This window comes from Hylemonella gracilis, from assembly GCF_004328645.1.
In the GTDB taxonomy this organism is placed as follows: domain Bacteria; phylum Pseudomonadota; class Gammaproteobacteria; order Burkholderiales; family Burkholderiaceae_C; genus Hylemonella; species Hylemonella gracilis_B.
This window is the reverse complement of sequence record NZ_CP031395.1, coordinates 112,524-124,544: the sequence shown is the minus strand read 5'-3', so window position 1 is coordinate 124,544 and position 12,021 is coordinate 112,524. Positions and strand designations below refer to the sequence as shown.

The 12,021-nt window shown below is 58.7% G+C and carries 9 protein-coding genes; 5 read left to right on the top strand and 4 right to left on the bottom strand.

Features of this window, described 5'->3' with window-relative positions; all coding sequences use genetic code 11:
• Window positions 1–8: 8 nt before the first annotated feature.
• On the top strand, window positions 9–1,394 hold the full coding sequence (locus DW355_RS00535; RefSeq protein WP_131276940.1) for a hypothetical protein: 1,386 nt from the start codon (window positions 9–11) through the stop codon (window positions 1,392–1,394).
• 35 nt (window positions 1,395–1,429) lie between these two features.
• On the opposite strand, the gene DW355_RS00530 is transcribed toward DW355_RS00535, so the two are convergent.
• Window positions 1,430–3,217, bottom strand: coding sequence for a replication endonuclease (locus DW355_RS00530; RefSeq protein ID WP_165493101.1), 1,788 nt, complete (start codon window positions 3,215–3,217; stop codon window positions 1,430–1,432).
• Between the two features lie 38 nt (window positions 3,218–3,255).
• A complete protein-coding gene (locus DW355_RS00525) occupies window positions 3,256–3,501 on the bottom strand; it encodes a DNA-binding protein (protein WP_242671264.1) in 246 nt (81 codons plus the stop codon).
• Between the two features lie 118 nt (window positions 3,502–3,619).
• Between DW355_RS00525 and DW355_RS00520 the strand changes: the two genes are divergently transcribed.
• A complete protein-coding gene (locus tag DW355_RS00520; protein WP_131276935.1) occupies window positions 3,620–4,336 on the top strand; it encodes a hypothetical protein in 717 nt (238 codons plus the stop codon).
• A 50-nt stretch (window positions 4,337–4,386) separates the two neighbouring features.
• Here the strand turns inward: DW355_RS00520 and DW355_RS00515 are convergent, their stop codons facing one another.
• Together DW355_RS00515 and DW355_RS00510 are read right to left on the bottom strand one after the other, a co-directional pair.
• Complete coding sequence (locus DW355_RS00515; protein WP_131276933.1) at window positions 4,387–5,403, bottom strand: hypothetical protein; 1,017 nt, start codon at window positions 5,401–5,403, stop codon at window positions 4,387–4,389.
• Between the two features lie 262 nt (window positions 5,404–5,665).
• Complete coding sequence (locus DW355_RS00510; protein WP_131276931.1) at window positions 5,666–7,021, bottom strand: tyrosine-type recombinase/integrase; 1,356 nt, start codon at window positions 7,019–7,021, stop codon at window positions 5,666–5,668.
• Between the two features lie 272 nt (window positions 7,022–7,293).
• On the opposite strand from DW355_RS00510, the gene DW355_RS00505 reads away from it, so the two are divergent.
• The 3 genes from DW355_RS00505 (at window position 7,294) to DW355_RS00495 (ending at window position 12,021) form a co-directional block, all read left to right on the top strand.
• Window positions 7,294–8,304, top strand: a complete 1,011-nt coding sequence (locus tag DW355_RS00505; protein ID WP_131276928.1) for a GGDEF domain-containing protein — start codon at window positions 7,294–7,296, stop codon at window positions 8,302–8,304.
• Between the two features lie 287 nt (window positions 8,305–8,591).
• Window positions 8,592–10,799, top strand: coding sequence for a TonB-dependent siderophore receptor (locus tag DW355_RS00500; RefSeq protein WP_131276925.1), 2,208 nt, complete (start codon window positions 8,592–8,594; stop codon window positions 10,797–10,799).
• A 67-nt stretch (window positions 10,800–10,866) separates the two neighbouring features.
• On the top strand, window positions 10,867–12,021 hold the full coding sequence (locus DW355_RS00495) for a PepSY-associated TM helix domain-containing protein (RefSeq protein ID WP_131276922.1): 1,155 nt from the start codon (window positions 10,867–10,869) through the stop codon (window positions 12,019–12,021).

The window sequence follows — 12,021 nt, the reverse complement described above, 5'->3', positions numbered from 1 at the left end:
GGATTGGTATGCAATTGAAGCTGCATTGGACGACAGAGGCACCCGCAGAACTGGTGAGGTCTCTCTACTCACGGGAAGGCCGCAGGGAATCGCTGCGCAGCTCGGAGTCTCTGCCTTCAACAATTGGTGAGTTCATTGTCGGATATCAAGATGTGACACAGGTGCGACCGAGTCTCGTCATAGTCCGAGAGGCTGATGCGCCAGAGTTGTTAGGCTGGATCGCGACATATGCTCCGGAGGCATTTCCGATTTCACAGACGGCTAGGCTGCTTAGCTTGGAGGACTATGGAATATCCGATGGCTCGATTGCTTTGTCCCGTGCAGTAGATGAAGAATTTGTTTGGTCGAGTGTGATACTCGGCGAGATGGCATCGCAAGGGCAAAGGCCCAGCACAGTTGACAAGATTCCTGTATCTAGAGCGTTCGGTTGTCTTAGTTACGCTGTGGCTCGTACGAACCTGCTATACCGGGGATCGAAGAAGGCGATCGAGATTCTTCGGCAACGGATCTCTGAAATTGAGAATGACAAGCTGTTCTCAAGAAAACCGATTTCGATTGAAGTACTTCAGCCGATTTGGAGCCTAGCAGAAGGCAGTGGTGAGCAAGACTTCGAACTTTCAAATGCTATCCATGTGATTATGAGCGCATTGGACTCAGCAGGTCCGCGAGGCGCCATATCTGACCTAGAGCAATTGAATGTTGACGTTCGAAAAATGTCATCAGGGCCAATTGAGCAGCGGGTAATAGAGTTTGAACGTGCGTCCCTTAAGCTTGTTCAGGAGGCAAGCATAAGCAGCCAGCTTCGCTCTCGGACGCCAATGTACTTAGCGGCATTCGCATTCTGGGTAGGACAAGGAACCACACACATTTCTTTGCTAGAGGACTTCGAGAACACATTTCCAAGCGTTTATGCATGGACCGGTCTTTTTGCTGGGCTCGGCGGGCCGACTTGCTGGGATAGTCGATGGATGCGTGCGTATAAAGCAGTGGATCGGCTAGTCCGCGTGCCGTTTGCTCTCACCGATCCTCCCGTCGCTGATTTGAGCTGGGCAGAGTACCAACTCATAAAAAATCAGAATCGTCCAGGCGAGTGGGTCAAGGAGTTGGTTAAATTGAATCCACGAGCTCTAACGGTCGAGTTGCTAGCTGGCGCAGCTTGCCAGCTGCGTCTGAGCGATCTTGAACGAGAGAGGCATGAAGAAACCGTAAATCATGCTTCAGATGTTACTAACGCCCTCAATCAAAGAGACGTGGACAACATTGCCCTTGCGATTGAAATGTTGCTCGACGTAGTCCGTAACAACGATGCAGGAAACCAAGAGCAGCTCTTTAAGGATCTCCAAAGACCAGAGAGCCCGCCACAGAAGAAGCGAGTTGCGAAACGAGTCCGGTGAAGCTTTTAAGGTGGGTATTTTTTGGGGTTGTTTTCTCATACACGCGCGGGATGAGTACAAGTTTTGAATAGTTTATCTGGCGCTGAAGTTCGCTTTGAGGCCGGTCTTTCTCCCTCCGATTTTGTTTCGCTCGTACAGTTATTGACACAAGTCCAAGGCGCGCCGATGGCGCGCTTTTTCATTTGGCGCTCCGCGTCTGAACGGGAAATGATTTCCCAAGCATGGCGGACTGATGCGACGAACCAATGCACGCGACGTGGAATTCTCGGCAGTGGCGTCATGTGTGCCATGTGCGGTGGTGTGTAGTGCTCTATGGCGTCTGTCTCTATGCCGATGGGCTGTGCCCCAAGCCCTTCGCCATACCGGCCTACGGCGCCGCGATCCTCGGTGCTGATGCGTATGCGGTATTTCCGCCCGATAGTGACCCCACCCTGCGCTTCGCAGTAGTGAGCCCAGGACACAGAGGCGGTATCGCGGCCTTCGAATACGGTGGTCTTGTTGACGGCGCGGTGTGCTTGGCGCAAATGTTCTGGCGCACCCTCTGGGATGTGATCCACGCGCCGTAGCTCACGCCATACGGTGACGGGTGGCCCGCCAATTTGCTGAAACTGCCGTATGCCCCAGGTGGTCGCCCAGGCTTCTACCCGCTGCGCCGTGTCCTTGCCCTCCGCTTCCAGGTATTCACCTCCCGCGTAGTCCTGGCTGAGTCCATGGCCGTCTATGTTCTTGGCGACGTACTTGGCGATATATCCTGCGGCTGTGCCTTTGTCCGGGTCTATGCGTTTGCAGTCCACGCGGTGCCGGTGCGCGCCCGGTTCGTCGGGTGAATCCGCCAAGGCGTAGCGGCGTACCGTGGATTCCACGGGTTCAATCTGGTCTGTTTCGCAGAAAAGCAGGAAATGCCAGTGGGGCGTGCCGTCGTGCTGGGGCTCTGCAATGCGAAACCCATACAAGGAGATCCCCTGGCGCTTGAGTGAGGCGCGTATCCTGGCCCAGACGGTGCCCAGGTACGCCTGCGCCTGGCTAGGGTCCGTTCCGTCGTAGCGCGAGTTTTCTTCCACACGACCGCCTAGGGTGCGGTGCCGGTGCATGCGACTTGGGCAGGTGATCGTCAAAAAAATGCCCGCATGACTGAGCGACGTGGCGACACGCTCAAAGCCGCCTATGCGCGTCATGAGTTCGGCCCGCTTGATTCTTTTGTTCGAGGTGCTGCCTGCGGCCAGTTCCGCGAGCGTGAATTCCTGCCCGAGTTCGTTGCGGGCCTTGGTCGCTTCCAAGGTTTCAGCATTCCGTTTGTTTTGTTGCTGACGTCGTTGCAAGGTCTCATTGCTGACGTAGATATCACGTCGCTTGTTCACGTAGCCCAGGGTGATTGCCGCGCCTTCCACGGCGCGCCCTTGCTGTTGGCGTAGCTGAAGGCGCCACCAGAGCGGATCCGTCATGCGTGCCATGGCGCCGTGGTCTGTCTTGTCCTCGTCGGGTGCTTCGATGCCTTGACGCAGGCAATGCCGCGTCATCGCCGCGCGCAGTGGCTCTGCTTGGTGGTAAACCTGAGCCAGTTGCGCGCAATGCGCGGCCATGTCATCCGCACGCGCACAAATCTCGGAGTCTGATGCGTCGAGGTGAATTCGAACCGGCTTGAGGCGATTGGTGAGGCGCAGCAATTCCAGGTTCGCGGCTCTGCCGGCTTCCAGTTCATGCCAGTCTCCATCGCCGGGACGGGTGCGCCGGTTTTCCCATTGGGTGAGCAGACGGGTTGCCCAGCGTATCGGGAGGGTACTGACGCGAAGCCGGGCCCAATCATGATCGGAGAGGCGGTACACGTCCTCCCCGCGCCCACGGGGTGACGGCATCCCGGCACTCATGCCGCTGTCGGGACGTTCAGGATGCGGCGCAGTTCAGAGACCGGCCAAGCCAAGCGGCCATGAACCCGGATGGGGCGAATCGGCCCATTCTCCCGCATGGCCCAGAGGCGCAAGGTCTGCTGGGCGCGGTTAAGGTGGAAAGCGGCCTCCGGGGTGGGGAGCGCCGCGCGGGTTTCTCGCTCAAGCGGGGTAACGAAGCGGGTTGGGTTTGCCATGTTTGCGCCTCTAGGCGTGTTGAACATGGTTGCCCATTCTTTGCACCGGCATCTTTGGGACAAATGCAGGGCGGATTCGGGTCAGATCCGGGTGAGGTTCGGGTGAATCCTTGCCTAGTGGCGTCAATCGTTGCAGGATTGACGCATGCAACACGAGTTCCTTTCCCGTTTGAGTACGTCAGTACAGGAGTTCATTCATGAAATCGAGGATCAAACCGGTATAGATATTCAGGTGGTTCCCAGTCCTGAACTGAACAGAGGTGGTCCTACTGGGACGGGTAATCTCGAAATCGTGATCAACGCTCAGAGCGTTCAACTCTTTGCACCAACGCATGGCTATTTTCCGGACGGGGCGGTTCGGCATGAAATCCTGCATGTGCAGCGATTTCATATCCAGGGGGTTCCAAAGCTTGTACTAGCTGAGGAAGCGCCTTGGGATAGAGGGTTTTCCGATGCCTTGGGTGCTCTAGACAATGCGATCGAGCATGTGCTCATAGTTCCTGTGGAGCTTCAGTTCCATCCAGAGCGTCGTGAGCACTGGGAATCGGTGATGCAGAGTGTCTGTCTGGGGATGACCAATGTTCCCAAAGAGGAACGGCGTCTTGCGGTCTGCATGCATTGGACATTCCTGCGGCATGTCATGCCAAATTCGCCACAAACTGATTTCATGCGAAGTTATGCGAGGCATCACAATTTGCTAGATGCGGCAGATGATTTTGCTGACAAATTTCTAGCCGCTGCTGGCAGCAAGGAAGAAATTGTGCAGATTCTCTTCCTTAGCTGTCCTGAGATTCCGAGGGACCGAGCAGCGTTGGAATACATAAGCAGCAGCACAGGCACTCGTCAGATGCCGATTCCATAAGCTGAAGTTTGATGGTTTCTTGCCGCAATGGAGCAACGAGAGTGCACGAACTAGCGACCCATGCGGTGAACAATACTGGGTAGTGCTGTTGTTGCTGTTGCACTGACTGTTAGCTTGCCATGTGTTCGCGCCCATTCAAGGGCGGGCTCTTCAAGCCAATAACCGAACTCCTCTGCCTTAGCGCATTCAGAAAGCCCGTTTTCGTTGGCGTGACGAAGATCTGCCTCTATCGTGGGCCATGCGCGCTGGTGTTGTTGAACCAGGGCGGCGCGTTTCAGAAGCGTCGGAGTTGGGTTGGCTAGCGGCGTTTCAACTACTGGCGATGTTTTGGCGGACTTTGTGGGCAGGGACGCGGCAGTTTCAAGGTCTGGCGCCTGTGGCTGGGAGCGCTTAACTCGTGCCGCAAGTGCCTGAACTAGCTCATTTGGTGGCGCGATGGCTCCGGAGCGTCCAGCCCATATCACCACATCCACGGGGCGAAGCTGCGCCGGTTTCATGGCGGATGCACGTTCCGCAACATTGCGCAGATCCTCATACCGGCGCAGAAACTCGGACTTCGGGCGCTGCGGCTTGGAGAGGGCCAGGAGGCTGAATTCCGCCGTCAATTCGCTTTTCACGGCGGCGCGGGTTAGAACGCGCGGATCCTTGCCCAGCAGCAAGGCCAAGGCCTCATCGAAGGTCCAAAAGTCCATCGTGGCCCAGTAGCCGAAGTCCGCATTGGCGCTGGGCTGGTTGTAGAACTTTGCGGCTTCCTTCTGGCTTTCCTTTTCAGCCAAATCGGCTTGGCGCCGTCGTGCCGCTTCAGCTTGGGCGGCTTCACTGGCCTTGGCTTTGGCCATCTGCGCGGCACGCATGGCCTGCAACTCAGGCAAGGGGCGCGCCATCAATTGTGCGATTTCGGCGTCCCGCTTTGCCTTCACTGCCTCAAAGTTCTTCTTGGCCTCTGCGGTCACATACGAAGCCGCCAGGGCCAAGTTATAGAAGTTGTCCTGCGGTTGCAGGATCTGCCGGACCAAGCGGGCTTTCTCTGGATCCTTGTCAGAGGGACTGTCGTTGAGAGCGGGCATTTTGCAAAGAAGACGATGTGTGACACGCGCACTTTATCTGTAGTGATGCGTGTTGAATCGTGTGGCCTCTCCCGCTAGCGGTAGGGCTAGCGCTAGGCGGGGTAGCGGTAGTGGGTGCTAGCGGTAGCGCTAGGAGTGGCTAGCAGGCGGTACTACGCCTAGCCCTACCGCTAGGGCCAGGGATGGGTAGGGGCCGGTAGGGATCGCTAGCGCTAGCGGTTCCGCTAAGAGTAGCTCGGGTGGCCCTACCCCTAGCGGTCGGCTATTTCACGGCCCGCAGGGTGCGGCTCACGGAGGCATGCGGGTCGAAGTCGATATGGGCTTGCGTCAGGATCCAGGCTTCGATCTTTTCGTGATGCAGGCGCAGCAGATCCAGGGGGCGCACGGTGTAGTGCTTTTCAGCGGTCGCGCTGGGCTTGTGGCCCATGATCTGCGCCACGACGCCTGCCGGGATCTCTTGCCATTCAGACAGGGATTTAAACGAGCGGCGCAGGCCGTGCAGGGTCAGTCCTGTGATGCCCGCCACCGTGCAGGCTTTCTCGTGCAGCTTGTGCGGCGTGCTCATGGCCTTGTCGGCGTTCTTTTCCTCATGGGAGGGACTTGCAAACACCCATTCATTGACGTGGGGCAGGGCGTGCAGAAGGTAATCCACGTAGGGCGTGAGAGGGATGATGCGTTCGCCCTCTACCTTGTCGCGGATGTTGAGCCCCTTCCATTTAGGGTCGATGTCGTCCCAGCGCAGGGCCAGCACTTCACCGGGGCGGGCGCCGGTCAGCAAGAGCACTTGCAGATAGGCCGACGCCATGGGGTTGGCGATCTGGCGCACGGCGGCAAACCAGGGCGCCAACTGTTCGCGCTGTAGGGCATCGCTGCGCGTCTTGCTCTTGCCCAGCACTTCGCGCACGACTTTGGCCTTGGCCGGGTTCTGTGCGGGCAAGACGAGGCCGTATTGCGGATGTTCAGCGGCCCAACTCAGAAAACCGCGCACGAGCCGCCACGACAGGCGGGCCGAGGTCGGGGCCTTGGCGGTTTCCTTCTCGGCCCAGGCGCTCAAGGTGGAGGGCGTGAGATCGCGCATCTTGAGTGCAAGCAGCGGATAAATCGGCCCCGCCACGGTGGTGCCGCGCCCACGGGTGCCCCTTATGGCGGTTTCCCCTCCGGCCTTGGCCTTGCGGATATGGTCGTTGTAGTGGTGCTCGCCCCAGCGTGAGCGGCGCGACTCAATATAGGCGTTCCAAGCTTCGCCCATGGTGACGACTTGCACGGCTTCGAGCGCGGCCTTTGCCCGCCGCTCGGCTTCCTGCTTGCGCTCCTGTTCACGCGGGTCGGCACCTTGGTCGATTTGCACGCGCAGGCGGTTGGCTTCGGCGCGGGCGCCTTCGATGGTCCATGAACGCACATCGCCAATGGTGCGGCGCACTGTCTGACGGCCCAGCTTGGCCTCGAAGACATAGGACTTGGCGCCGGAGGGGGTGACGCGCACGCGCAGGGCGGGCGCCTTGCGGTCCCTCAGGAAGGCTTGCGACTTGCCTTCGGGGCAGGTCAGGCGCTCGATGAGCCCAACGGTGAGCTCTTGGGCGGCGGTCAGATCGACGGGGGCATTCTTTAAAGGACGCATGATCCCTTGGTCTCCCATGTAGCCACCATGTAGCCACTTTCACGCAGTTTTGGCGAATTATGTTCAACAGAGCTAGCACGGGGTGTCTGGCTATGTTGTTGATTTTATTGAAAATGGTGATTTTGGCAAACACCGTTCAACAGACCAAAATACGTTCAGACGGGGACTCATAATCCCTTGGTCGCTGGTTCGAGCCCAGCACGCCCTACCAATCAATCACCCGGCGGGACCTGGATGCAGGCATCGTCCCGGGCCGGCGGCACAATGCAGCGATGGATCCCATCCTCGACCGTCTCGCCACTTCCGTCGCCGCGGCCCGATCCGTCGAGGAGTTGACCCGGCCCTTGCTGGAGCTGTTGCAAGCTGCCACCGGTCTTGAGTCCACTTACCTGACGATGGTGGATTTGCAGCAAGGCGTGCAGAACATCCTCTTTTCCAGGAACACCGGCCGGCTCGACATGCAGGAGGGCCTGGTCGTGCCCTGGGACGACGCGCTGTGCAAGCGGGCCTTGGAGTCCGGGCAGTTCTTCGTGGACGATGCGGATGTGCGTTGGCCCGAGGCCGGCGCCGTGCGTCATCTTGGCGTGCGAACCTATATGAGTACGCCTGTGTACCTGGATGATGGGGTCATCTATGGCACTTTGTGCGCCGCGAGCCTGGATCAACGAGCCCAGCCCGCGCAGGCACAGCGGCTGCTGAAACTGTTCGCGGCCTTGATCGCCCGGCAGATCGAACGAGAGCAGTTGGTGGCGCAACTGCTGCAGGCCAATGCGCGCCTGACGGCCTACGCGACCACGGATCCGTTGACGACATTGTCCAATCGCCGGGCCTTGCTGCAGGAACTCGCGCGACAACTCGCTCAGGGCAAGCGTCAGAAATTCTGGGTCCTGGTGGCTTTCATCGACCTGGACGGCTTCAAGGCCATCAACGACCAGCATGGCCATGGCGTGGGGGATCAGTTCCTGGTCGAAATGGCGAACCGCTTGAAGGCGGTCTTGCGCGTGGGCGACTTCGCCGCGCGACTCGGGGGTGACGAGTTCGTCGTGGTGGGGCAGGGGCCTGCAGATGCCGAAGTTGTCGAAGAGGCCCAGCAGGCGTTCCAGGCGCGTGTGTTCGGCGCCACCGTCGGCCCAGTTCAAATGGCGGCGATCACCATGGACTACGCCGGCGCCAGCGTGGGTGTGTTGGCCGTCGAACCGGGCCAGCACGATCCGGAAGAAGTGCTTCAGCGCGCGGACGTGCTCATGTACCAGACCAAGGCCGCCCGGCGCGCCCAGATTTGATCGGGACGGAGGCAACCCGGCTTTTCTGAGTGGCGCGCTGCGCCGGTTCGTTTTCCGCCGCCCCACCCCCACTGTTGTCTCGCCAGACGGAGGACCAGATTCCTTGCTGCAGCCTCGGGTGATGACGACCTCTTGATTGTCGGGCTTGCACCACACTGGGGCGAAATTGGATTGTATTTATAATAGAAGTAGTTATCATTTGCGTCACTCCTTTTTATTAAACGACTTGAAGCTCTGGCGAACAGCGCAGCAAGCCTCGGAACATTCATTTGGAAAACTGAAAGAAGATGAAAAAAGCACGCGTCCAAATCAAAAAAGCGAGCACAAACTTCTGTTTTGGGTTCAACAAAAGACCAGTTGCGCATGCGGTGGTACTGGCTTTGCTGGGTGTGGCAGGCACGCTGCCTGTCGCGGCCCAATCCGATGCGTCAACAGCCGACGCTTCCGGCGTCAAGACCTTGGAAGCCGTGACGATCGTCAGTCAGCGTGAAGCACGTGTCAGCACCGGCGCGACCGGCCTGAATCTGGAGATCAAGGAAACGCCGCAGTCCATCAGTGTGGTGACGACGGAGCAGATGCAGAACTTCGGCATCACCAATCTCAATGACGCCTTGCGTCTTGGCACCGGCATTCAGGTCGAGGAGACAGAGACCAACAGAACCCAGTACACCGCGCGTGGTTTCGACGTCAAGAACACCCAGGTTGATGGCGTGGGGATGCCCAATGACTGGGGCATTGTGACTGGCGCGATGGATTCCTTTGGTTACGAAAAGATTGAACTCATCCGCGGCGCAAACGGCTTGTTGACGGGCGTGGGTAATGCGGCGGGCACGATCAACTATGTGCGCAAGCGCCCTACCAATGTGCAGCAGGGTTCGATGGGAATCAGCTATGGCTCATGGAATACCAAGCGCATCGAGGCGGACTATTCGACGCCTTTCACCGAGGATGGCCGCTGGGCCGGTCGCGTGGTCGCCGCGCGTGAGGAGGGGGGCTCCTATCTCCGCAGCTACGAAAAGGAACGCACTTTCCTCTATGGAGTGATCGACGGACAGATCGGCGACAAGGGTACGCTCACATTGGGTTATTCCCATCAACAGTCCGACAGCACTGGCAATTCATGGGGCGCTTTGACGTTCATGAACAGCGACGGCACGCAGAACGACTGGAAACGCAATGCCTCGACCACGCAGGATTGGACCTACTGGGACACCAAGACTCAAAACGCATTCATCGAATACGCACATCAATTGAGCACGGACTGGCAATTGAAGCTGACCTATAACCGCCGCATGGTCAGCAACGATTCCAAGTTGTTCTACGCTACGGACTACCTGGGCAACGGCATGGACCCGGCCACTGGCGAGGGTTTGTATGGTTACCCCTGGCGCGGGGAGGATGAATTGACCGAAGACATGGGGGCGGTCACGGTGAATGGCCGCTACGATTTGTTTGGACGTCAGCACGAAGCCTTGTTCGGTGTCAGCTTGTCCAAGAGCAAGGGAACATACGACGAGTACGCGGCCACTTATGCCAATGCTGGAGATCTCAACAACGATGGCTACGACGATGGTTACATCGAGATGCCCGGGTTTCCGTGGGCGGGTAATGTCATTCCTGAGCCAATCTGGGGGAGCATTTCCACCTATCGAGTCAACAAGCAGCGCATGACGCGAGCTTACGGTGCGACTCGTGTCGTGGTGACTGATCGACTCAAGGCGATGCTTGGTGCCAATTACACCGAATATCACCGTGAGGGGGTGAGCTATGGGGCTGACTTCGACCAGACGGAAGGGAATGTCAGCCCTTATGCCGGCTTGACCTATGACTTCACCAGTCGCTTGTTGGGCTATGTCAGCTACTCGGACATTTATCAGCCGCAGGATCAGTCCGACGCAAATGGCCGGTATCTGGAGCCGACCAAGGGTGTGAACTATGAGCTGGGCCTGAAGGCGGATTGGCTGGACAAGCGCTTGCTGACCACCGTGGCCGTGTTCAGGGCAGAGCAGGATGGCTTGGCTACTGGGGCGGGCTACAACGCGAACAACGAGTATTACTACAAGGGTGTTGATGTTGAGTCCACGGGCCTGGAATTCGAAGCCGTCGGCAAGCTGAACAGCTACCTTGATCTGACATTCGGCTACACCGCGCTGAAGTTGGACGGCGAGGACGGTGATGACACTTACTCTTGGGTCCCGCGTCGTACCGCCAACCTGATCGTCAGCACCCGCTTGCCGAGCTACACCGCGGTGACTCTGGGTGCGGGTGGCCGTTGGCAGAGCGAGATCTCCAACGTCGAATCCAATGGCTATACGGTGCGTCAGGACAGTTATGCGGTGCTCAATGCGTTCGCCGCCTGGCGGGTCGTGCCCAGCACCACCGTGCGTTTCAACGTCAAGAACCTGACCGACGAGAAGTACATCAACACCTTGCGCTACAGCGGGCACTATGGCGAGCCGCGCAACTATCAGATTTCTCTGAATCACCAGTTCTGACCACCACAGGTGCCGACTGACTCTCTGAAACAGAAGACGCCTTCAGGCGTCTTCTCCATTCATTCCCATGCAAAACAAAACCATCAAGACCTGGTCCTGGGTACACAAGTGGAGCAGTCTCGTTTGCACGGCGTTCATGTTGCTGCTGTGCCTTACGGGCCTGCCCTTGATCTTCCACCATGAGATCGAGCACCTGACGGGCATGGCGGTGGAAGCGCCGCCTATGCCCGAAGGCACGCCGCGTGTCAGCCTGGACAAGTTGCTGATGGTGGCGAAGGCGCAGCATCCGGACCGGGTGGTGCAGTTTCTCTTTCCCGACGAGGACGACGCGAACGTCTGGTTTGCCACCATGACGCCGACGCCCGCGCCGACGGATGACTTCCGCTCGGTGGTCATGGATGCCCGCACCGGCGAGGTGCTGGCGCAGCCGCGTTACGACGAAGGTTTCATGTATGTGATGTTCAAGCTGCACGTGGACTTGTTCGCGGGCCTGCCGGGCATGCTCTTCCTGGGGGTCATGGGCTTGTTGCTGCTGGTAGCCATCGTCAGCGGCGTGGTGCTCTACGGCCCTTTCACGCGCAAGCTGGATTTCGGCACGGTGCGCCGGGAAAACAGCAGGCGAGTGAAATGGCTGGATCTGCACAACCTGCTGGGCATCGTGACGCTGGTCTGGTTGTCCGTGGTGGGGATCACGGGGGTGATCAACACCCTCGCCGATCCGTTGATCAAGTATTGGCAGTACGACCAGCTCAGCACCGTCTTGCAGCCTTATCAGGGCAAACCCGCCGTGCCCGAGACCGAGCGTGCCTCACTTCAGGGTTCGCTGGACGCCGCCTTGCGGCAGGTGCCTGGCATGCAACTGTCGTTCATCGCCTTTCCGGGCACGGCCTATTCCAGCCCGCACCACAACACGGTGTTCCTGAAGGGCAATGAGCCCTTCACTTCGCGCCTGATCCAGCCGGTGCTGGTGGATGCGCAGACCAATGAGGTGACGGCGGCCCCGCCTTCGCCCTGGTACATCAACACGCTGCTGGTGTCGCAGCCGCTGCACTTCGGTGACTACGGTGGACGGCCGATGCAGATCGTCTGGGCCGTGTTGGACGTCGCGACCATCATCGTGCTGGGCAGCGGTCTTTACCTCTGGCTGGCCAAGCCGCAAGGCGCCACGCGGCGGCGTCGAGCGCAATCCACGCAGGCGGATGAAAGCGCGGTGGTGTCATGA